This is a genomic window from Pararhizobium sp. IMCC21322 (genome assembly GCF_030758295.1).
Lineage (GTDB): Bacteria > Pseudomonadota > Alphaproteobacteria > Rhizobiales.
Window position 1 is genome coordinate 1,225,405 of record NZ_CP132335.1, and the last position, 21,282, is coordinate 1,246,686.

At 54.0% G+C, this 21,282-nt stretch carries 18 protein-coding genes; 4 read left to right on the forward strand and 14 right to left on the reverse strand.

Annotation, left to right across the window (positions count from 1 at the left end):
• Positions 1-130 precede the first annotated feature (130 nt).
• The 3 genes from RAL91_RS05985 to RAL91_RS05995 are packed head-to-tail and all read right to left on the reverse strand — an operon-like array spanning position 131 to position 2,855.
• Positions 131-1,018 carry an NlpC/P60 family protein gene (locus RAL91_RS05985; RefSeq protein WP_306260550.1) on the reverse strand — a complete coding sequence of 296 codons (888 nt, stop codon included), beginning with the start codon at positions 1,016-1,018 and terminating at the stop codon, positions 131-133.
• Positions 1,015-1,365, reverse strand: coding sequence for a MarR family transcriptional regulator (locus RAL91_RS05990; RefSeq protein ID WP_306260552.1), 351 nt, complete (start codon positions 1,363-1,365; stop codon positions 1,015-1,017). The genes RAL91_RS05985 and RAL91_RS05990 overlap by 4 nt, the downstream gene beginning before the upstream one ends.
• 47 nt (positions 1,366-1,412) lie before the next feature.
• Positions 1,413-2,855, reverse strand: coding sequence for a M17 family metallopeptidase (locus RAL91_RS05995; RefSeq protein ID WP_306260554.1), 1,443 nt, complete (start codon positions 2,853-2,855; stop codon positions 1,413-1,415).
• Positions 2,856-3,106: 251 nt separating this feature from the next.
• Between RAL91_RS05995 and RAL91_RS06000 the strand changes: the two genes are divergently transcribed.
• Positions 3,107-4,810: a hypothetical protein gene (locus RAL91_RS06000; RefSeq protein WP_306260556.1), complete on the forward strand. Its 1,704-nt coding sequence runs from the start codon at positions 3,107-3,109 to the stop codon at positions 4,808-4,810.
• A gap of 74 nt (positions 4,811-4,884) precedes the next feature.
• Here RAL91_RS06000 and RAL91_RS06005 read toward each other — a convergent pair whose 3' ends face one another.
• From RAL91_RS06005 to RAL91_RS06025, 5 genes are read right to left on the reverse strand one after another with little or no spacing between them, the layout of a single operon-like run.
• Complete coding sequence (locus tag RAL91_RS06005) at positions 4,885-5,886, reverse strand: PhnD/SsuA/transferrin family substrate-binding protein (protein ID WP_306260558.1); 1,002 nt, start codon at positions 5,884-5,886, stop codon at positions 4,885-4,887.
• A gap of 28 nt (positions 5,887-5,914) precedes the next feature.
• On the reverse strand, positions 5,915-8,020 hold the full coding sequence (locus tag RAL91_RS06010; RefSeq protein ID WP_306260560.1) for a TIM-barrel domain-containing protein: 2,106 nt from the start codon (positions 8,018-8,020) through the stop codon (positions 5,915-5,917).
• Between the two features lie 11 nt (positions 8,021-8,031).
• Positions 8,032-9,417 carry an L-fucose/L-arabinose isomerase family protein gene (locus RAL91_RS06015; RefSeq protein WP_306260561.1) on the reverse strand — a complete coding sequence of 462 codons (1,386 nt, stop codon included), beginning with the start codon at positions 9,415-9,417 and terminating at the stop codon, positions 8,032-8,034.
• An 11-nt stretch (positions 9,418-9,428) separates the two neighbouring features.
• On the reverse strand, positions 9,429-10,484 hold the full coding sequence (locus tag RAL91_RS06020; RefSeq protein WP_306260563.1) for a tagatose 1,6-diphosphate aldolase: 1,056 nt from the start codon (positions 10,482-10,484) through the stop codon (positions 9,429-9,431).
• Positions 10,481-11,404, reverse strand: a complete 924-nt coding sequence (locus tag RAL91_RS06025) for a PfkB family carbohydrate kinase (protein ID WP_306260565.1) — start codon at positions 11,402-11,404, stop codon at positions 10,481-10,483. The genes RAL91_RS06020 and RAL91_RS06025 overlap by 4 nt, the downstream gene beginning before the upstream one ends.
• Before the next feature lie 170 nt (positions 11,405-11,574).
• Here RAL91_RS06025 and RAL91_RS06030 point away from each other — a divergent pair, with 170 nt between their 5' ends.
• Positions 11,575-12,090 (forward strand): tetratricopeptide repeat protein, encoded by a 516-nt coding sequence (locus RAL91_RS06030; protein ID WP_306260567.1) that lies wholly within the window; start codon positions 11,575-11,577, stop codon positions 12,088-12,090.
• Positions 12,091-12,203: 113 nt separating this feature from the next.
• On the opposite strand, the gene dctP is transcribed toward RAL91_RS06030, so the two are convergent.
• The 3 genes from dctP to RAL91_RS06045 form a co-directional block, all read right to left on the reverse strand.
• Complete coding sequence (gene dctP / locus RAL91_RS06035; protein WP_371932489.1) at positions 12,204-13,292, reverse strand: TRAP transporter substrate-binding protein DctP; 1,089 nt, start codon at positions 13,290-13,292, stop codon at positions 12,204-12,206.
• 79 nt (positions 13,293-13,371) lie between these two features.
• A complete protein-coding gene (locus RAL91_RS06040) occupies positions 13,372-14,709 on the reverse strand; it encodes a TRAP transporter large permease (RefSeq protein ID WP_306260569.1) in 1,338 nt (445 codons plus the stop codon).
• Between the two features lie 5 nt (positions 14,710-14,714).
• Positions 14,715-15,266, reverse strand: coding sequence for a TRAP transporter small permease (locus RAL91_RS06045; RefSeq protein ID WP_306260571.1), 552 nt, complete (start codon positions 15,264-15,266; stop codon positions 14,715-14,717).
• Positions 15,267-15,455: 189 nt separating this feature from the next.
• On the opposite strand from RAL91_RS06045, the gene RAL91_RS06050 reads away from it, so the two are divergent.
• Together RAL91_RS06050 and RAL91_RS06055 are read left to right on the forward strand one after the other, a co-directional pair.
• Positions 15,456-16,325 (forward strand): DMT family transporter, encoded by an 870-nt coding sequence (locus RAL91_RS06050; RefSeq protein ID WP_306262806.1) that lies wholly within the window; start codon positions 15,456-15,458, stop codon positions 16,323-16,325.
• On the forward strand, positions 16,322-18,679 hold the full coding sequence (locus RAL91_RS06055) for a GH116 family glycosyl hydrolase (protein WP_306260573.1): 2,358 nt from the start codon (positions 16,322-16,324) through the stop codon (positions 18,677-18,679). The genes RAL91_RS06050 and RAL91_RS06055 overlap by 4 nt, the downstream gene beginning before the upstream one ends.
• Here RAL91_RS06055 and RAL91_RS06060 read toward each other — a convergent pair.
• The 3 genes from RAL91_RS06060 to upp form a co-directional block, all read right to left on the reverse strand.
• A complete protein-coding gene (locus RAL91_RS06060) occupies positions 18,658-19,671 on the reverse strand; it encodes an aldose epimerase family protein (protein ID WP_306260574.1) in 1,014 nt (337 codons plus the stop codon). The genes RAL91_RS06055 and RAL91_RS06060 overlap by 22 nt on opposite strands.
• A 110-nt stretch (positions 19,672-19,781) precedes the next feature.
• Positions 19,782-20,543: an SDR family NAD(P)-dependent oxidoreductase gene (locus tag RAL91_RS06065; protein ID WP_306260575.1), complete on the reverse strand. Its 762-nt coding sequence runs from the start codon at positions 20,541-20,543 to the stop codon at positions 19,782-19,784.
• Positions 20,543-21,196 carry a uracil phosphoribosyltransferase gene (gene upp / locus RAL91_RS06070; protein ID WP_306260576.1) on the reverse strand — a complete coding sequence of 218 codons (654 nt, stop codon included), beginning with the start codon at positions 21,194-21,196 and terminating at the stop codon, positions 20,543-20,545. The genes RAL91_RS06065 and upp overlap by 1 nt, the downstream gene beginning before the upstream one ends.
• Between the last annotated feature and the right edge of the window lie 86 nt (positions 21,197-21,282).

A 21,282-nucleotide genomic window follows, 5' to 3' on the forward strand; every position in this document is an offset into this window, starting at 1 on the left:
TCCATTTCATTGAGCCGATCCAGGCGCGGACAGGCGCATCGCATCCGCTACCACATGTTCGTAGGTGACCTATGTAGTCATTTCGGTCCGGGCTGCAAACATATCTGACAAAACCGAGCTGTTTCCGGGTTTAATCCGGCCGCATTGCATGGCTTATTTTTCCGTAATGGGCCGCGATCCGCGCTTCCGCCTGCGCCAGAGGCTCAATGGCCGTTGCCATATGAAACCCGTTGGTATGAATGATATTGGTTGCGTCCAACATGATGGCAACATGGCCGGGCCAGAAAATCAGATCGCCGCGCTGTAGACCCGAAAAATTTGCCGTGAGTTCCAGCTCACGCCCCATTTTACCTTGCATATCGGAATCCCGTAAGGCGCTTTTACCAGAGGTCTGCCGGGCTATTTGCACAAGAGCAGAACAATCAAGCCCGATGCTGGACCGCCCGCCCCAAAGGTAAGGCACATGGAGAAATTGCTCAGCATAGGAAACCCAGTCCGGGTTACGCGTGTCCAGTGGCTGAACATGGCGCGCAATTACAGCGCCCTCAATTCCATCCGGCAAGGTGACCAGCTGATATTGCGTGCCGCGTGTTTCGGCGGTTCCAGTTGTACGCAGTTGAGCGCACATGGACAGCTGCATCAGGGGCGGATCACGCAGTTCGGCTTTCGGATAGACAAAGCTGCGCTGCACCACAATCTGCGCATTGGCGGCAACGGCGCGGTCTTTGGATATAAGATTGCTGGCCGGCATATAGCCGACATAATTATCGCTCTGTAATTGCCCCCAGCACCAATCACCGCTTTGATCGAAGACCGTGAAGGTTTCCCCCATCAAAGCTTCGGTTTCCATCGTTGATGTGGAATCAGCTGTTCTGTGGATGGGCGCCGTCGGCGTACTGACAATGAACGCTGTGCCCGCTACATAGTTGGCGGCATCGACGCGATCCTTAAGCCGTTCATCCGCCAAATCATCGCGAAAGGCGTGCAGCCTGCGATCCAGTGTAGACATATCACTCATCGGGGCACCTCTTCTGCCATTCGGGCAATAACATCGCCGGCACGTTCCAGAAACAATGATCCCTCAACTGTACGCTGGATCACCACATTGCGTCGGTCTTCCGGGTCCCTGCGTCTTGAGACAAGGCCCCAGCCGCCCATTGTATCAAGAGCCCGCGTGATCACAGGTTTGGTGACATCCAGTTTCCGCGCCAGGCCCCGCACCGTGTGGGGTGGTGGCTCCAGATAGATCGACAGCAGCACAGCCCATTGCCGCTGAGACAGATCGGGCTCCTCATCCAGTACCATGGCCAGATTGGCCTTGTGCCACAGATAGAGCGCTTGGGCTGGGCGCAGATTGACAGGCATTGGTTAAAATACAGTCCGTAACAAGGTTTCGTTTCGGAACCGTATCTTTATTGATCCTGTGCGTAAAGATTTTTCAGACACGCGTATAATGCGCGCATTCCCTGTGTCTCGCCACCAGCCGGTTTGCCGGGCCTTGTCGTCAGATTATAGGCCATCAGATCAATATGAGCCCACTTTGTCTCATTGGAGACAAAGGTCGACAGAAACAGCGCAGCCGTTATGGCACCGCCATATCCACCAGGGGAGATATGGTTGATATCTGCGATCTTGCTGTCGAGTGACTTCATATAGGGCTGCCATAAGGGCAGTTGCCACAGCGGGTCTGCTTCTGCCAGCGCGGTTGCCTGCAAATCTGCCGCGAACGCATCATTGTTCGAAAACATGCTTGGAATATCAGTGCCAAGCGCAACCCGCGAAGCACCAGTCAGCGTTGCCATATCAACAATCAGGTCAGGCTCATCTTCACAGGCCAGGGTCAATGCATCGGCCAGGATCAGCCGACCTTCTGCATCCGTGTTGCCAATTTCAACCGTGCGGCCAGATCGGCTGGTCAGAACATCACCTGGCCGGAAGGCAGAGCCGGAAATGGCATTTTCCACACAGGGGATGATAACGCGCAATCGCACCGGCAGATCGGTCGCCATTATGGCAGATGCCAGTGCCAGAACATTGGCCGCTCCGCCCATGTCTTTCTTCATCAACAACATGCCCGCCGCAGACTTGATGTCGAGGCCGCCAGAATCAAAAGCCACCCCCTTGCCGACAAGCGTGACTTTTGGATTGCTGGTCGCACCCCAGGAAAAGTCAACCAGTCTTGGCGCTTGCTCGCTGGCACGGCCAACAGCGTGGATCATCGGAAAATTTTCCGCCAGCAAGTCTTCGCCAATTGTAATTTTGCAGGGAACATCATGAGCGCTGGCCAGCGCTTGCGCTGCATCCGCTATGTCCTGCGGCCCCATATCATTGGCCGGAGTGCTCACCAGATCGCGGCCAAAAGCCGTGGCGCGGGCAAGTGCCCTTACCTCGTCCAGGTTGGTGACATCCTGATCGACGCATAATTTTGGTTCAGCAGAACCCATTTTCTTGTAGCGGTCGAACTTGTAGGATCCCATCGCCCAAGCTAATGCGTCGCGGGCGCGATCACGGGTGATGTTCTCTCCATAGGCAATCCGATAGTCACCGGCTGGCAGCGCCTGTGGTAATGCGCCGACAATCAGAGGGTCCTGATCCGCGGTATCGGTCGGTCCAACGCCAAGCACAACGCAGGATAGAAAACCTTCATCATCCGGCACAAGAAGTACTGCGCCAGTCGCTGCACCGAAGTTCGATGCTTTGATCCAGTTTTTTGCGCGCAGACTTATTGCCTCAAATGGATCATCTTCGAACAGCACATTATCCGCAGTTAGCACATAAATCGGTATGCATTGTGCTGGAGCCGTGGCTTCCGTGAATCCGGGGTCAAATGTCTGAAAGGCAAATTTATCGGTCATAAATGCGTCCACTGAGTTAAATCCTGGATTGGCTCTAGCATCTGGCCTGACATTCCAAAAGCCCGGATGCCCGGAAGTCTGTGGCCCAACCACTCATGAAATAGTTTATCAACACATTGTGGGTACCATTGGTAGATTAGTAACATCAACACCACTGGTGCATCATGGCGTCAAACGCCACAATTAGTGAGCCGAAATCAAGGACTGAAAGGCTGGTTCAGCCTGAGGATTCTCAATCTTTTGCGCCCAAATTGCATGCGTTTCTCCCCGCCATCCGTTTGTTCCTGAGGGTATGGATTGCCGTCGCCCTGGTCTATTTCTGTGGCCTTGCCGGATGGCACTTCCTGACTCAGGAGCAGAAGGCAAAAGCAACCATTGATGCCTCGATTGAACGTGTCCTGCTGGGCCTGCAGGCCGGCGCGGCGGTTCAGGATTTTTTAGATGCCGAACAGATTTCAGCGCTTGGAAAACAGTTCATCGTGCATGATATCATTCTGGGTGGAAAAGTGCTCAGCCCGACAGGTGATGTTCTGACCAGTTTTGGCCGCCAACCATTTCTGACCTGGCAAGACGTTCAGCTGAATGGCGAAAAATATCGCTATTATTCCGATGACAAGACCCTCGATGTTTCTTTCGAACAGATCGAGACCGGATTCACCTATCAGCTCATTCTGCGTATTCCCGGTCCCGGTCATGCTTTATCAAAACAGGATGAGACAATCGCTCTTTCCAGTCATTTGGTCAGGGATGCGAATGTTGCTGCTTCCGCCGCAACGGCCGTTGCCTTGCTCTTTCTGGTATTGATAGTGGGGCCACACAGGCATCTTCAGCAGGCCGCGATCAAAGCGGCCTCCGCCTCAAAGAATGTCGCGGCTGCGCGCCTGAAATGGCGACGAGGCGATTCAATTGGTGTGACCGCCAGAGCCATTGATGCGCTGATCGTGCGGCTGCACTATCTGCGTGAAAGTGAATTGGCGCCGCTAAGGCACGCCTTTCACAAATCCGGTTTCCCAATCCTGAAATTTAATGCCAATGGACGCCTTAGCGAGGCCAATGAGGCCGCAGCACATTTCTTTGAACGGGAAAACTCTGCTCAACTGAAAGACTTCGACTTCCTGTTTACCACCATTGCCGAAAACACGCAGGGCACGCCATTAGCTCTCAGCCAGGCTAGTGAAGATGGCAGTTATCAGGGGCAAATCCTGGTGCAGACTGATAAGGGCAACAGTAAAATCTGCTTCGCTGACATCACGGCAATGTCCTCAACCGAAGCACGAAAAAATGCTGCTATCCAGGTGGTACTTGCAGACGCGACGACATTTTTCACACGCCTTGTGACAAAGGAGCAGCAAGCTGACGCGCTGGAAGGTGCAAATCGGGAGGTAAAGCGGCATAGCCTGCAGTTACAACGACAGTTGGAAGCTCTTGCAAGCATGTCCAAGCCATTTGCGGACAAAAGCAAAGATGGCGGTGATAAGTCGGTCTTTATCAGCATGGAACGACTGATCAATGAGTGGTATCAGGAAAACGAGGACATGGGCGATCGACCCGATGACTTTGATGATAAAGCTCTGGAGGCCGTGAGCGGTAACGCTGAAATCGTCCGCATTGTTGTCCGGCAGGCCTATAATGCCCTGTTCTCCAAATGTGGTGAGATTTCACCCCGGATTGAAATTTCATCAAGGCTTGTTAGCGGTCGAATGGCAGAGTTCAGCATTGAACAAATTCCACAGCCAGGCGCGCCCCGGATGCAGCAACAAGATGAGATTATGGATTGGACATATAATTTCAAAGCCTTCCAGAAAGCACTCGGGGAAGCTGGGGGGAAACTGGTGTCTTTTGACCCGAACGCTCTTGAAGGCAAAATAGTCATGCAACTGCCTGCCTTCAGAGCGGCAGGCTTTGGTGGAGCCTCATCGACGTCGGATGGACCTTCCATGCGCAAGGCAGGATAGAGTTCACCGACTTTAAAGACATTCGGGAATTCAAAGAGCACAGGAAGGCAAAAGGGTTGCGGCGGCAAAGGGTCTCAGGGCCAGGCGGGTACCGTGTTCTCGGTGCCCCACCCCAGCACATTCAGTACGGGCAGATAGTCATAATGATCGACCGGAGAAAAACCACCTCCGAATATGTTGTCGATGGAATCCAGAATGTCCGACGCAGTGTAACTGGTCTCAAATGCCTGCTGGCTATCATTGGATGCCTCAGCACTCCGAACGCGCAATATCACTGAATCATCCCAAGGATCCAGATCGATCAGAGCTGACCGCAGATCGGCAATCAGTGAGGCAGGAAGATCTTTCAAAACCGCATGTGGTCCATGTGGTAACAGGTCTGATCGCCAGACAGAGCGTGCAAATCCAGGCTCGATAAGGCCTCTTTTTTCTGCAGACGCGATCATCCCGCGCTGAGGGCCTTCGGCACCTTCCCAGGCAAATACCCCATTGGCGCTTCCAGACTTGAGCGCCTCCAATCCGATAGTGGCATTGCGGGCCATATCTGCATCAGCGAAAACAAAACGGTCTTTGCCGCTGAGCAGTGACATGGCTCTGGCCGGTATCAAATGTCCTGCCAACGTTGAGGGCGAGGTGTACAGAACGCGCTGATTATTCAGATCATCCAGAGACCGAAAGCGCGTATCCGCAGCCACCAGCAATACGGAATAAATGCCGTATCCACCGCCAATGGATTTTGGAGCAGCCAAAGGTTCCAGGCAGCGGCAAGAGGCCCAGGACCTCGCATAGGCTGATGCTGAATAAATGGCATAGTGAATGCGCCCCTGCGCATGCACTTCCATCAGGTTTTGGAAACTGTGGGTTCCCTCAATGGTGACCCGGCGATCAAGCCTGTATTCCAGATAGAGGCGAAACGGTTCCATCCGCTGCAATGTGTAATTCAGATTGTCGCCCACCACCACGCCTATACGCAATGTGGAAATCGGGCGTGTTCCCTGCGCCCAGGCAGACATGGTGAGGAACAATAAAACCAGAATTGCTGCGCCGAAACGATGACTATGGGCGGCAAATCTCATTCCAGGCCTCGTTAGCGCGTGGGGCGTGTCAATATTTGCAGCTTTCCTCAATCAGCGGAGTATCCCCGATTTGGCCCGTATGCTGCACGGAAGGACCAAACGGAATGGTTGCTCCTTCTTTCACATAAACGGCCATGCTTTCCAGATCAAGCTGCTGATTGATCACCCGTCCACCCGCAACAAGCTCATTCGTCACAAGATGGCGCCAGTTGCCGGCAGGCAGATAGGTCTTGCCAATACCCTGCGAACGCACGATGGGAGACACCAGAATGTCGGGGCCAAACATGAATTGCAGCTCAAAGCTCCAAGCTGCAGGATCATCGGGAAAAGCAACCGCCATGGGGCGCTGAACGGGAAGGCCGGTTTCACAGGCTGTCTGAAGAGTGCGCCACAGATAAGGCAGAAATCTGTAGCGCAGCTTCAGGGCTGCCATAACTGCATTTGCTGCGCGTTCCCCATAGGACCAGGGAGCCCGGTCACCGATACCATGGAAGCGCATATGGGACGAAAAGACAGCGGCCTGAGTCCAGCGCACGAACAATTCTGCATCCCGAGTGTCGCCGTAGAAGCCACCAATGTCAGTTGCATAACAGGCCGCGCCGGTATTGGCCCATGACAGGCCGCCGCGCAGAGAAGCGGCCAAACCTTCCCAGTCGGCTTGCGGATCTCCGCCCCACTGGGCCGGATAACGCTGGGAACCAGCCCAGCCGGCCCGCGCCAGAAGGCATGCGCCTTCAGGAGAGTACATTTCAGAGGCTTCGTAAACGCATCGATTATACAGCAGCGGATACACATTATGCAGTCTGTGACCCGTATCGCCATTGAAGGCCTTGCAATCCAGCTCAACCTGTTCGCCAAAGTCGCTCTTGATCATGTCAACGCCAAGCGCAAACAGATCCTTGTGCTGATCGCGCCACCAATCATAGGCGGCGGGGTTGGTGAAGTCGATGAGGCTTGAATCTGGCAAAGGTGTCAGCACCTGACCAAATGGCTCCATATCCCATTCATAGCGATAGGGTAAATCCGTGCGCCTGTCGGTGAGAAAATAGCCCTTTTCGCTCAACTCATCATAGATAGGGCTGTTGACCGAGACCAGCGGATACTCCCAGCAACACACATGGAAGCCCATCTCCTTGACCTGGTCGATAATCGCTTTGGGATCGTCGAACCGCTTCGGGTCAAAATCAAAATGGAACCGCGTATCTGTGTCCTGCCAGGCACGGCCATCAAAGGTAATTGTATCGCATGGCATCCCGTAAGTGCGGACGGTCCGGGCCGCTTCCAGAAATTCTGCTGGTGTCTGATAATAGGCTTTTGAAAGGATGGCCCCAAGGCTCCAGAGCGGCGGCATGGCGGGCCGACCGGTGAGCCGGGTATAGCGTTCCAGAATGCGCTCCGGGGTTTTGCCGCAGATAAGAAACAGATCAAGCGCTTCGTCTTCCACCAGCAACCCATAGGCCCGGTGTGACCATTGCGAAAACCCAATGGCATGCAACACCGGCGCAGGTGTGTGCACAAAGATGCCCCAGCCTGCCGGAGACCACGCAAATGGACAGTTTTTGTAGGACCGCTCCGAGTTAACCCCCAGCGCGTCATGTGTGTAGGAATGGACAAGTTGACCGCGTTTATCCAGCGGGCCCCATTTTTCACCAAGTCCATAGACTGGTTCCTGGCTGGTCAGATCGAAATTGACAAGCCAACCCTTGTCGACACGCGCAAATGGCGGCAGACGAAATTCACGCACGAAATGACCATCACGGGCCGACTCCAGAATAGGTCCGTCCGATCTGTGAAAATCAATCGCCATCGGTTGGTGGCGGACGGTCAAGGTAAACCAGCCCCAGCTGATTATGGTTTCGCTGTCGGTTTGTTTTATTTCTGCCGGTACGGGAACCGGGTTTCCATCCAGAATGCCATAATCCGGCTTGTCATGTGGCCCCAGATTTAGCCTGACACCATTTTCCAGCGTCGTTATGTGGAACGGGCCATCGGTCGTATCGAAGATCAGTTGGCCGGGAGATACAATTTTTGCCGCGCCCAGAACTTCTGTCTGGCGACACGCGCTCCAATTGGGATTGAGAATATCAAAGGGAACGGTTTCATCAATCTTGGTCGTTTGGGGAAGGGCGCTCATCTTGCTCTCTTTCAAGCCATAATCACAGGAAGACCGAGGGCACTGGCAGCCGCCGTCAGCGTTCCCGCATGATCGCCATAGGCGAGGGTCGTGTGGTGTTCCAGCCCGGCATCCATCACTGCTTTCAGTGTTTTCTTGATGCCCGCATCAAATTGCATCACGCCGGCGGTACCGGAAAAGGCCAGTGGTGCTGTTTGCATCTCTCCGGTGGCCAGAAACAGGCTTTGTTCGCCCCGTGCCTGGCTAATACGGGCAAGGGTCACCCGTCCCGGCTTCAATGGAAATTCAAACAGAAGCGGCATTTTTCGATTGGAGTGAATGCTTGCCTGAGGCGCAAATTCCGGATCACACATGGATATGGGGGCCTGTCCGCAATGCCAGACAACGCCGGTTTCACTGGCCTCATCCAGATCGACCAGATCCACCAGAAACGGAGGCAATCCGGTTAGTTCCTGCACCAGCAGGTTGGTAAGCGCGCCATAGACATCAGCTTCGCAGGCACAGGGAATCTTGGATTCCCCCATCATGCCAACCGGGCCGCAGACCGCGCCGCCATATTCCGTGAAGGTTTCCGGCCAGCAGCGAATGGCGAAAGCACTGTAATCCTTGCCCTTTTGCATGTCCTGCAAAGCGCCATGCAACGCCAGTGACCGATCCAGCTGTGGCTGATCCACTTCTGCAAGCCCGCCCAAATCGGACACGATATTCCGGCTGGCCGAAATCGCTTCCGCAGGCACTTTGCGGGCCGTCTGGAACAGATCATCAAGCTCGATTTCATCAATCTTAACGCCGGTGAGATGCTCTACGGTTTTGGCGTTGTAGCGGCACGTATCGAACCCGTCCGGGCGTTCACCAATCCGGCCAATGCGCTTGCCCTTGAGACGCGCAATGGCCGCGTTAACGGCGCCGGTATCAACCGTGACGTCCCCACCAAGGCGAGGGGAGGCTTGCCGGTTTCCTGACAGAAAATCAGCCAGCAAAGCTTTTACATCTGTTTCACCGGGAGCGGAATAGGCATAGGAAAACGCCGTATCATTGAGGCCAAGAGCATGTGCGGCAAGGTTCAGGCCGCAAAAGGCGTTCAATCGCAGCCGCCCGCCAAGACGTGGTTCTGGAAAGGCCCACAACGCCAAAGGTGCATTCAGTTCACTGGCAATCCGCACCGTCATGCTGGCATCGGTAAAGGTTACCTGAAGGATCAGAACAAGGTCCAGCTTGTGTGATTTCAACATGTCCAGCGCAGATACAGTGGCATCAGCGTCGAACAACAATGTGTCGCCGCCAATGATCTCATGGCCGCTGGCCGTCAGGGCATCGCGCGCTTCGCCAAGCAGCTCCTGCGCGAATTCGACATCGAATGTGGGTCGACCAAGGGCCAGAACACCAATGCTGGACATGCGACTATCCTTTAAAATCCGGCGTATGTATTGCGGAAACCGGCATCGTCATCATCAATAGCAAAATCCGGCCCTGTTGTCCCACCGAAGCGGTCGTGATCAAACCAGGGCAATGCATGCGCATCGGTCAGTTCGTTGATCGATTTCATGTATGGCACCGCATCGGCTTGCAGTCCGGCACGCACCGCGTCCCAGTCCGGAAAGGCACCAAACGCATCCAGCCAGATCGCACGCCCTGCCAGATAACCGGACGCACCGGCTTTGTAGGCGTGGTCCAGAATGTTCGTGAACGCAGCCTTGTCAGCACCGGCTGACAGCATCACCCATGGCCGGGCAGACAGACGCCCCATTTCATCGAACAGGGCTTGAATGGCATCGGAGCCCATCGATCCGTTGCCAGCTGCAACAGCGGCACTGACGGGGCTTTCCAGCTTGAATACGTCTACGCCGTAATCCGCATGGGCAAACTCGGCAACGCTTTCCAATACATGAGCTGAATCCTTGCCCTGCATTTCCACGTAATCCTTTGTCTGATGCGCATCATGAGACAGCGGATAGACAAGCAACTCAAACAGGAACGGAATGTCAAAACGGGCGCAGGCGTCGCCAATGCGTTTGGTGAAATCCTTTTGCGCCTGACAGACCTGAGGAGAGGCATCGGGGCGATACCAGGCGAGAACCTTGACTGCATCGCCGCCAACCCGCTTGATTTTCTCGACGCTCCAATTGTCGATTTCCGCCGAAACGCGTCCGCCATCGGATTCTTCAAACAGGGAATCTTCCAGAGTCACGATCAGACCGTTGGTCGGATCTATCATGCGCATGCCCTTGGGCAGGGCAAAATGCGGGTCCAGAAGCATGGCCGTTGAACTGGCCTGCAACTCTTCCAGCAGCATCAGCTTGAATTGGGTCACATCCTTGTAGGGCGCTTCCGGTGTTCCGTGGAACTTGGCAATCGGGTTTTTGATTGGCGGCCGTTGATCAACGGCCAGCATTTTGTAGCGACCATTGGCGTCCGCCATTCTGCGAAGGCCCCATAATTTACCGTGAGAAAGTGAATGTGTCATAGGGAAATAGGCTCCATCTGGAGTGGGTGTGTTTCAAGAAAGTTGTTTAGAATTTCGCGCGACGGCGTGCCTTTACGCCCACCGAACTGAGTGCATTTCAAAGCGGCTGCGCCGGAGGCAAACATGATGGCCTGTTCGGCATTTTTGCCTTCTGCCAAGGCCAGAGCAAATGCGCCGTGCCAGACATCACCGGCCCCTAATGTGTCGACCACATCCATCTGGTGACCGGGCAACCGACTGAGCAATCCATTGTGAGCGACATAGACACCATTGGGTCCATCAGTCACTGCAGTCCATCGTCCTTCGCGCGAGGCACTGGCGGCCAGCAACGCGGTTAGAACGTCAGGCTCTTTTGCATAGTCCTGCAGGCCCTGAGCCGAGAAAACCGGGTGTGTTGCCAGATGCGCCGCTGCGCGTTCCACAGCGCCAAAGGGCATTTCGCCATCCAGAACGGCAGGAATTTGTTTCTCGGCAGCCAGTTCAAACAGACGCACGGCACCTTCCGCCCAGCGGCTGTCTGCAAGCACGGCATCTGGCGCACCAAAGTAATCGGCCACAAACCCCGGATCGGTCGGCATTTTTTCATCGCGGTAACCGACAACCAAACGCTCACCGCTCTGGTCTACCATGATGGAAGACAGGGGAGATTTGTAACCATCGAAGCGTTTTACGCCTGCGCAGTTGACGTTATCCGATTCCAGATCGCCAACAATGATGTCAGCCGTGATGTCGTTCCCAAGCCGTGAAATCAGGTGGCAGTTACCGCCAAGGCGTGCCACTGCAACAGCTGCAGTGGCCGCGCAACCACCGCCAACGACCACAAGGTCTTTTGCTCTGTATTTGCGTGCCTCAGTCGGGATTTCATCTACGGAAAAGACGAAATCCTGCACTGCAACGCCAAGAGAAATGACCGTGGCCATGAGTCGATCCCGAATTTCTGGGTGTAGGCAGAGCACAAATTTGCTCACTTTTGACCCTAATCAAGTCTTATGTCTTTTACAAGACTCTCAATGGCGGAAATCACGTCTTCGCCGCATTGCGTTTCTCTGTCGCCTTCCTATGGTAGGGAAAGATTTTTACGGAGGCGAAAATGATCAGAAAAATCAGTTTCAGACGCAATTTGCGCAATTGTGGCATCGGACTGTTTGCGCTGGCAGGGCTGGCAACGCAAAGTGCTGCCGGCGCGGATTTGTTTGATGGCTTGACGGCCATGAAAGCCAGCCGGTTTGAGGAAGCCAGAGAAATTTTCCTGCCATTGGCGCAAGGCGGAAACGCTGATGCAGAAGAGTTGATTGGCGTCATGTATGCCATGGGCCTTGGCGTCGAGCGTGATGACGAACGTGCATTTGACTGGTATTTGAGGGCCTCTTTGAAGGGGCATCCCGGCGCGCAATCGGGCATTGGATGGTATTATGAGGTTGGCCGCGGCATACCGGCCCCGGATCTGCCCCGTGCCTATACGTGGTATACGCTGTCGGCCATTGGCGGTGATCCCGATGCCGCGATTTCCATGAACGAAGTTGTCAAGAAAATGACACCGGAGCAGATCGCAAAAGCTGAATTGCTGATCGATGATTACAAGGATCATCTTTATCCGGAATATTGAGACCCACGCCTTGCAGATGCGCAAACAAAAGGCCGCTTCAACAGGATGTTGAAGCGGCCTGATTTAAGTCTGACAGACCTGAAGTAAGGACCGTCAGAATTAGGACAACTGGATTATTTCACATCCATCATAGCGCCGCCGTCGATTTTTTCTTCCGCTGCAGCGGCTGCATCAACAAGTGCCTGATAGAAGGTTTCGCCTTCACGAATGTTTTCCTTGAACCAGTCGAACACAGGCGCAGCTGCTTCGCGGAACATGGTTTTTTCTTCAGGAGTTGGCACATAAAGGTTACCGCCACCGGCGACAAACTCTTCATAGGCTGCAATGGATTTGCGTTTTGGTGACGCGAAGGTTGCCTGCTGCAGAGCAGCAAATCCATCGACGACCACGCGGCGCATGCCTTCATCCATAGCCATGAAACGATCATTGCTCATGAACCACAAAGCGCCCATGTAAGCATGGCCATCAAGGGTCATGTATTGCAGACCGGCGTCCGGGAACTTCATGCCCATGACATCGGTAATGCCGTTTTTGGAACCTTCAACAACACCCGTCTGGAATGATGTGAAAAGCTCAGGCCAGGGAATCGGGGTTGGGCTGGCACCAAGTGCTTTTACCAGTTCCTGCGGAAGATCTGCCACCACGGTCCGGATTTTCAGACCTTCCATATCGGAAGGCTTCTGAATTGGACGCTGTGTGTTGGCAAAGTTCCGCCAGCCACCAGTATTGCCAATTGTCATCAGGCGGATCGTGTCACCGGAATCTGCCAGCATCTGGGCACGCATTGTGCGAACGAAGTCACTTTGAAGAACTTCTTCGGCAATACGGTCATCACGCAGCAGATAAGGCAGATCAAGCACCTGCACATATGGGAAAATGCCAGCGGCACCGCCAGATGTTGAGATGTAGATGTCAATTGATCCATCAGCGATGCCTTGAAGACATTCAGCGCCCTTGGAGCACAATTGCGTACCGATGAACAAATCAACAGCGATGGTACCATTGGATGCGTTTTCGACGTAATTCTTGAAAACAACCAGACCATCATAGTCTTCATCATTTTCATTGGAATTGGCAGTTGCACGCAGAGTAATTTTCTCGACATGCGAAGCGGCCTGCGCATCGGACACAAGTCCGGTGCCCATAAAGGCTGCTCCAACGGCAAAAGCCGCGAAGGTTGATAGTAAGGATTTGAGTTTCATGGAAGTCCTCCCTTTACGATGAATCTCAGTTTATTCGCTACGATGTAACAAGCAAATGTCATTTATATGATTCCCGGACCTAGCCCCCGAAAATCAGTCTTAGAACCGGTCCCATAAGATCGGAATCCGCTGACACGAAACCGGTCAGCCACGGCACACCCATGGAGATGATCGGGAAATAGGTGATCAGGAAAATCACCACAACTTCAACGGCCAGGAATGGCAGAATGGCCTTTGAAATGGCCTCCACCTTCTCACCCGAGACGCTCGAGGCGACAAACAACACCAGTCCCATTGGCGGTGTGGCCAGGCCAACCGTCAGATTAACGCTCATGATGATGGCAAAGTGAACCGGATCAATGCCCATATTGATGAAGATGGGTCCAAGGATTGGCCCCAGAATGATGATCGCAGGGCCAGCATCCAGAAACATGCCGACAATGAACAGCAGGATATTGATGAGGAACAGCAGCATCAAAGGATCACTGGACATGGCCAGAATCATTTCCGCAAGCGCTTCCGGCGCGCGGGACAGGCTGACCACTGTTTTGAAAGCCATCGCCGCACCAACCAACAGCAGCACGACCGAAGAGGTCAGCGCGGCTTTTGTCAGGATCGATGGAAGGTCTTTGAAGCCAATTGTTTTCAGAAGAAACATACCGACAAAGAACGCATAGGCCGCAGCGACAGCGGACGCCTCTGTTGGCGTCATGACGCCACCCAGAATGCCACCAAGAATAATGACGGGTGTCAAAAGCGGGAAAAACGCCTTTACCAGTGCATGCCAGCGCTCACCCCAATTGGCACGCTCTCTGGCGACAGGATAATTATAACGCTGGGCCATCATGCCGGTGACGACCATCAGGCCAACACCCACCAGAACGCCGGGAACGATGCCGGCCAAAAACAGAGCTGCAACCGACTCGCCCATCACATAGGCATAGATAATCATGATGCCCGAAGGTGGAATGATTGGCCCGATGACAGATGAGGCCGCTGTAATGGCAGCTGCAAACCGGCGCGTATAGCCCTGCTTTTCCATGGCAGGAATAAGCATCGATCCCAGTGCGGACGTGTCAGCCACAGCCGAGCCGGACAGGCCCGCAAACAGCATCGACGACAGAATATTCACATGGGCAAGGCCACCGCGAAAGTGTCCCATCATGGACTGGCTGAATTCAACCAGGCGCATCGTGATGCCACCCCGGTTCATCATTTCTCCCGCCAGCATAAAGAACGGAATGGCCATCAATGGAAAGGAGTCGATACCGTTGAAAACGTTCCGGTACAAAAGGGCCAAATCGCGCTCCTGGCCGTTCAGCCAGAGCAGAACACCGGGTGCGAACAGAAGGCCGAAAAACACCGGCAGGCTGATCATCAGCAGGACTAGAAAGAGAGGCAGGAACCAGACAAGCATGGGCTTTACTCCGCGATAAATTCTGGCGCGTTATCGCCGGATTTATAATTGACACTCGGATCAAGTGCTTCGTGGAGTTCCTTGGCGATCAGCTCAACACAGGCTGAAATCATCATCAGGAACCCGACCGGAAGTGCCATATAGACCCAGGCAAGTTTGATTTTCAGTGTAGCGGACCCGAACAACCAACCACTGTTGATGTGTTTCCAGCCATAATAGGTCATCACGATCAACACGATCAGTGAAATACCAAACAGACAAAGAGTTAAAATTGCGCGTGGCCAGCGCGGCAGAAGATCGCGAAACATGTCAATGGCAACGAAAGAGCCCCAGCGATAGGCGGATGGTGCCATCAATCCGGTCAGCCACAGCATCAATACCCGTGCCAGTTCTTCGGACCATGGCAGAGCGTCATTCAGGATGTAACGCGCGAAAACCTGCGCTAGAATGATGAGGACCATCACTCCAATTGCCATCCAGGAGAGTTGTCGTCCAACCCAGAAGACCGCATCATTGATACGTGTTAGAAGTGCTATAAAGCCAGCCAAAGCTGCCATGATGTCTCCCCCTGCATCGCCCACCTGATCCTTAACGGACCTTTTTATGCAAGACGATACCGCTGCGACGGTCAATTCAATTCTTCCCTTCATCAACCCTAACAGGTCTTATATCTTTTACAAGACTCAACAAATGGCGGACTGATCTTGGAAGAACGGACGACCAAAAGATCCATCTTGCTGGCGCATTTGGCGCAGCTTTCCTCTGTGGCAATTTTTTCTTGCGGCTTCATGGTACAGCAGGCTTTGGCCATAGAATTCGCGCCCACGACAGTTCTGCTTTGGCAGTTTTTGGGCGCCGCGATCATCATGTGGATCATCTGCTTTGCAAGGCATCAACTGCCGCCACTGAACCGGCGCTTTGGCAAAACATTGCTATGGGGCTTCATGGCACCAGGCGCGGTTTTGATCTTCAGCATACATGGCGGCGCGCGAACCGACGGGGTCTCGCTGGCCCTTATGTGGGGGCTTTTACCGTTGATCGCTTCGGCGCTGGGCTATCTGATGCTTCGGGAAAATGCCCATTGGTCGCTGGCCGTTGGCAGCTGTATCGGTTTTGGTGGGCTTGTGATCGTCACTCTGAGCCGGGAAGCCGCCGGCGTTGGTGATCTGATTGGCAATGTATTGGTGTTTTTTGCAGTTCTGTGCGCCAGTTTCAGCCAGATTGTGGGCCGGCGCATGAACAGCGGCGACGTGCCCTGGTTTCAGGTCGCGACCCTGCAGGTGACCGGAGCACTGATTGCCGTTTTCTGTCTGGCACTTGCCACCAATGCCTTGTCATTTATCGCCCTTGGCTCCCCGTTGCAGATCTTCGCAATGCTGTATCTTGTGCTGGCCATGACAGTGTTGAATTACGCGATCTTCAATTTTGCGCTGCGACATCTGCAAGTGGCCTGGGTATCAATTTACGTTGCCCTGAACCCGGTCCTGGGTTCACTGGCCGCAATTGTCATTCTGGGCGATATCCCGCGCCTGTTTGACTGGGCAGGCATGATGGTTATCATCACCGGTGTCATGCTGCCACATGCCTATTCTCTCTATCGCAGGAGATATCGGTGATCTTGCCAGATGCCGCCTTCAAAATTGCAATGGACTGGGATGGTCCGGAACCACAACGGAAAATTTCTGCGCAAACCGGCGGCACATCTGATTCCGGCCTGCCGCTCGGCGGTCTTGGAACCGGCGGCATGGTGTTTTCCAGAACAGGCCGGTTCACACGCTGGACCATAAACCCCCAGCAGGTTTTGCATCATCGTGAAGCCGCGGCTGGATTCGCCCTATGGCAACAGGAAGCCGGGCAGGACCCAAAATCTTTCATGCTGCAACCCGATCCGAATGACGGGTCATTATCCGCAGCATCATGGCGGGAGGAGAATGCCAAAAACCAATATGCGGCATTGTTCCCAAAAGCCTGGCATGACTATGCAGGATGTCCAGGCCCTGTGAAGGCTCGCTGCGAGAGCTTCTCACCGCTTGTGCCAGATGATTTGGAAACCAGCGCATTGCCGGTTGCCATATTCAAATGGACTTTGGAGAACACGTCCACGGCACCCATGTCCGCCGCATTGATGTTCCAGTTCCCCAATCTGGTCGGTGCGTTTCGCGAATGTGGAAAGCCTTACCGGCGCCATGCCGGCTGTTTCAACACTCCGGTTCACAGCGACACAGCACACAGCATTGTCTTTGACAGACAAACCGCCGCTTCATCTCCAGATTCACCCCCTGATATGGGGGAGGGGCAGATGGCAATTTCCATTGCCAATGATGGCAATTTGCTGCTGACCGAGTGTGCAACTTTCGACGCTGCATCTGATGGCAGTGATTTTTGGCCCGGTTTTTCGAAAAGCGGAACTCTCGATCCGTCAGTCGACTGGATTGCAGATGCAGGTTTCCGGGAGGTTGAGACAAACCGCCCCGCTGGTGCATTGGCAGCCAAATGCGAACTGGCACCGGGTGAAAGCAGAACCATCACTTTTGCATTGAGTTGGGATCTGCCGACTATTCGCTTCGGGTCAGGCCGTCATCATGCCCGGAAATACACCAAGCACTGGGGCTGTGAAGGCAACAATGCACTTGCGATGGTCGAACAGGCTTTATCCTGCGCTCCGGATTGGTCGCAACGCATTGACGCCTGGCATGACAGCATGATTGCCCGGCTCGGCGATAGCCCATCGGTCACAGGCATGATGCTGAACGAGCTGTATTTTCTTGTGGATGGCATGACCGTCTATACAGCCGAGTCTGAAGCCGACAATGGCCATTTTGGCATTATCGAATGCCCTGACTACCCCTATTACAACACCCTTGATTTGTGGATTTATGCATCGGAGGCGGTGCTGAGTTTATGGCCACAGGCCGCTCGTTTAGTCATGGAGGATTTTGCCCGCAGCGTCTTGCAAAAAGATGATCGACAGCGTCGTCACATGCGCTCAAAAGCCAGCTTTCCTGTGAAACGAGCCGGAGCATTGCCGCATGATCAGGGCTGCCCGGATGAGGATCCATTTTTTGTCAATAATGGCTATGCCTGGCAGGATTCTACCCAATGGAAGGATCTCAATTCGCAATTCCTGATTGGCTTTGTGCGCGACGGGCGGAAATTTGGCGCGCATTGGTTGGCAGCACATTGGGATGAGGCCCGAGCGGCTTGTTTGCATCTCAATCAATATGACCGGGATGGCGACGGGCTGATCGAAAATGACGGCTTTCCTGATCAGACGTTTGACAATATTCCGATGAAAGGACCCAGCGCCTATTGTGGTGGCTTGTGGATTGCGGCCCTGTTTGCAATGGCAGAGGCCGCACATCGTGTCGGAGATACCAGTGCTGGCAAAACCTACTGCGACCAGGCCAAATCTGCCCGTGAAGCCCTCGAAGCTGCGTTATGGACGGGCACGCATTATCGGCTGGACCGGGATGGCCCGTTTTCCGAATGTTTGCTGATCGAACAGCTTTTTGGCGCATTTCTGGCGCGGCGCTATGGGTTTGATAACGTGGTTCCAGACAAGCATGCCATTCTGGCCCTGAAGACGCTCTATCGCGAAAATTTTCAAATTGCGGGACGTGGAGAGGGCGCAATTACGCTTGCAAATATGCTTCCAGCCGCAATTCAGGCTGTGCAGGATGATCACCACATCGCGTTCCAGACTTCGGAATGTATTGTCGGGTTCAATTTCAGTTTTGCGGCGCAACTGGAATGCTGGGGGCTGAGGCATGAGGGCCAGAAAATCCGCAAGGCGCTTTACCGTAACCTTTATCAGCGCGGCATGTTTGCCCGCACGCCAGCAGCATATGATGTGGCTGGCATGGAAAAGGGACTAAAGTTCCGAGCAACCATGAACATGCGACCACTGGCGGTCTGGTTCGCGTCGCCCTGGGATTTCAGGCAACCGGATCAGGCCATGTTAAAGCGGTAGATCGTTTCCTGAAAATAGGTTTCGCCTGGCCGCAAGGTGGAATCGGTAAAGTGACGGTGGTTCGGACTGTCCGGCCAGCGTTGTGGCTCCAGACACAGCCCGGCACTGACCCCGTAATTGCGACCATCCAGGCCTGGAACCGGCACATTCAACTTGTAACCATCGTAAAATTGCAGGCCAGGTTCTGTGGACAGAACATCCATCGATAATCCGTTGCGGGAGCTGCTCAGCCGGGCAGCAGGAACGGGCCTTGGTCGCGGCGCAAGTGCCAGAACATAATTTGTGTCAAAGGCAATGCGGCGGCCTTCATGCAAGGTGCGCACAGGCCGCGTCTCGCGAAAGTCAAACAAGGTATTCTGCACTGGCAACACAGCACCCGTCGGGATCATATCCTGTGTCACGGGCGTGTAGGCATCCGCTTCAATCTGAAGTGTGTGATCCAGAATATCCGGTGAACCATCCAGATTGAAATAGGAATGATGCGCCAGATTCATCAGTGTTGGTGCATTGGTCGTGGCTTCATAAATGACGTGGAGTGACGCAGGCGGGACGATTTTGTAAGTACAGCTGACCATGACCCGGCCCGGATATCCATCTTCCCCATCTGGCGAAACAAGTGTCAGGCGAATGGAATCAGGGGCAATTGACCCGACCGTCCACAGCCGCTTACCAAAACTGGCATCCCCGCCATGCAGATGGTGCGGCTCGGTGTTCTGACTCAGTTGATGCATGCGGCCATCGAGCGGGAAGCGGCCATAAGCAATACGGTTGGCGTAGCGCCCTGCAGTCGCGCCAAAGAAAGGAGAGTGATTGGCGTAATCCTCAAGGCGGTCAAAACCCAGCACAAGCGGATGATCAAAACCATCCAGCCGCAAATCCCGCAGGACTGTTCCCCATGTTAGTATTTTTGCGCGCAACGCTCCGGCACCGATTTCAACTTCGTTGATCTCAGTGCGGTCTTCCAATTTGCCAAATGGTCGCTTGAAATTCATGAACCCCACCTTCACTCGAATCAATGACTTTATGCCTGCCATCAGTGTTAGCGCAGATCATCATCTTAGGAAACGGGGCAGGCGTTTCCAAGCTGCCGATTTCCGGTCAGCTAGACCCAACCGCCATCCACGATAAAGCGCTGATTGGTGCAGGCCGCTGCCGCATCAGAAGCCAAAAACAAAATCGGACCAACCATATCGTCAGGCACCAGTTTGCGCTGCAGGCACTGGTTTTCCAGGATCGATTTCTCGCCCTCATCATCCAGCCATAACTCTTCCTGTCGCTTGGTGATAATCCAGCCCGGCAGCACCGTGTTGACGCGAATATTGTCCGGACCCATGATGCGTGCCAGCGAACGTGTCAGACCTTCCACCGCCGATTTTGCCGTGGTGTAACAGGGCATGGATCCAGTCCCCATAACCCAGGACGTCGATCCCATATTGATGATGGACCCACCGCCCAGTTTTTTCATGTCATCCTGCACCGCCTGTGCGCTGAAGAACTGATGCTTTAAATTGACGGCAAAGCGCTCATCCCAATACTCTGATGTTACGTCCTTGATGTCATGGCGCTGATCATGTGCAGCGTTGTTGACCAACACACCAATCGGTCCAAAGCGATCACGCACTTGAGCAATGCTTGCCTGAAGCGCTGGAATATCCGTCAGATCACAATGCAGAAACGCAACCGAGTGCCCGGCATCGGTCAGCTCCTGTTCCAGCGCCTGACTGGGTTCATCAGCAATGTCGAAAAACGCGACCGAGGCCCCTTGCTCGGCAAAGCCACGCACCAGATGCGCACCAATACCACTACCGCCGCCGGTGATCAGGACAACTTTGCCGTCAAGATCGGGAAAACGGGCGGAACTCATTATTTGGTTCCATACATGCGGTCACCGGCATCACCGAGGCCCGGCATGATATAGCCCTTCTCATTCAGCCGCTCGTCCAGCGCCGCTGTATAGATCGGCACATCCGGATGGCTTGTACGGAATTTTTCAACACCTTCCGGTGCCGCCAGCAGGCACAGAAAGCGGATTTGCTTTGCGCCACGCTCTTTCAGTTTTTCAATAGCAGCCGTTGCCGAGTTGGATGTCGCCAGCATCGGGTCCACCACAATCACAAGCCTGTCTTCCAGCTTCTCCGGGGCCTTGAAGTAATACTCCACCGGCTCCAGCGTTTCGTGGTCACGGTAAAGACCAATATGGGCGACCCGGGCTGCAGGCACCAGATCCAGCATGCCTTCCAGCAAGCCGTTGCCTGCGCGCAAAATGGACGCGAAGACCAGTTTCTTGCCTTCCAGAATGGGCGCATCCATTTCCTGCATCGGAGTTTCAATGCGTTTGGTGGTCAGCGTCAGATCGCGTGTGACCTCATAGCAAAGCAATAATGAAATTTCGCGCAGCAATCTGCGAAACCCGGCTGTTGAGGTTTTCTTGTCCCGCATGATGGTCAGTTTGTGCTTGATCAGCGGATGATCAACAATCGTAAACGGAGCTGGCAGATTATTGGCGTCGGTAACCATTGGAAACTTCCCTGAGCAAAACGTACTGCCAATTTCTTAGCAGCGCACAGCAAGCGGAAAAAGCCTTTGGCCGCCCGAAACACGGG

Coding starts and splice junctions, on each gene's coding strand:
- RAL91_RS05985 (WP_306260550.1), bottom strand. CDS start 1,018: ATGAGTGATATGTCTACACTGGATCGCAGGCTGCACGCCTTTCGCGAT.
- RAL91_RS05990 (WP_306260552.1), bottom strand. CDS start 1,365: ATGCCTGTCAATCTGCGCCCAGCCCAAGCGCTCTATCTGTGGCACAAG.
- RAL91_RS05995 (WP_306260554.1), bottom strand. CDS start 2,855: ATGACCGATAAATTTGCCTTTCAGACATTTGACCCCGGATTCACGGAA.
- RAL91_RS06005 (WP_306260558.1), bottom strand. CDS start 5,886: ATGAGATTTGCCGCCCATAGTCATCGTTTCGGCGCAGCAATTCTGGTT.
- RAL91_RS06010 (WP_306260560.1), bottom strand. CDS start 8,020: ATGAGCGCCCTTCCCCAAACGACCAAGATTGATGAAACCGTTCCCTTT.
- RAL91_RS06015 (WP_306260561.1), bottom strand. CDS start 9,417: ATGTCCAGCATTGGTGTTCTGGCCCTTGGTCGACCCACATTCGATGTC.
- RAL91_RS06020 (WP_306260563.1), bottom strand. CDS start 10,484: ATGACACATTCACTTTCTCACGGTAAATTATGGGGCCTTCGCAGAATG.
- RAL91_RS06025 (WP_306260565.1), bottom strand. CDS start 11,404: ATGGCCACGGTCATTTCTCTTGGCGTTGCAGTGCAGGATTTCGTCTTT.
- RAL91_RS06030 (WP_306260567.1), top strand. CDS start 11,575: ATGATCAGAAAAATCAGTTTCAGACGCAATTTGCGCAATTGTGGCATC.
- dctP (WP_371932489.1), bottom strand. CDS start 13,292: ATGAAACTCAAATCCTTACTATCAACCTTCGCGGCTTTTGCCGTTGGA.
- RAL91_RS06040 (WP_306260569.1), bottom strand. CDS start 14,709: ATGCTTGTCTGGTTCCTGCCTCTCTTTCTAGTCCTGCTGATGATCAGC.
- RAL91_RS06045 (WP_306260571.1), bottom strand. CDS start 15,266: ATGGCAGCTTTGGCTGGCTTTATAGCACTTCTAACACGTATCAATGAT.
- RAL91_RS06060 (WP_306260574.1), bottom strand. CDS start 19,671: ATGAATTTCAAGCGACCATTTGGCAAATTGGAAGACCGCACTGAGATC.
- RAL91_RS06065 (WP_306260575.1), bottom strand. CDS start 20,543: ATGAGTTCCGCCCGTTTTCCCGATCTTGACGGCAAAGTTGTCCTGATC.
- upp (WP_306260576.1), bottom strand. CDS start 21,196: ATGGTTACCGACGCCAATAATCTGCCAGCTCCGTTTACGATTGTTGAT.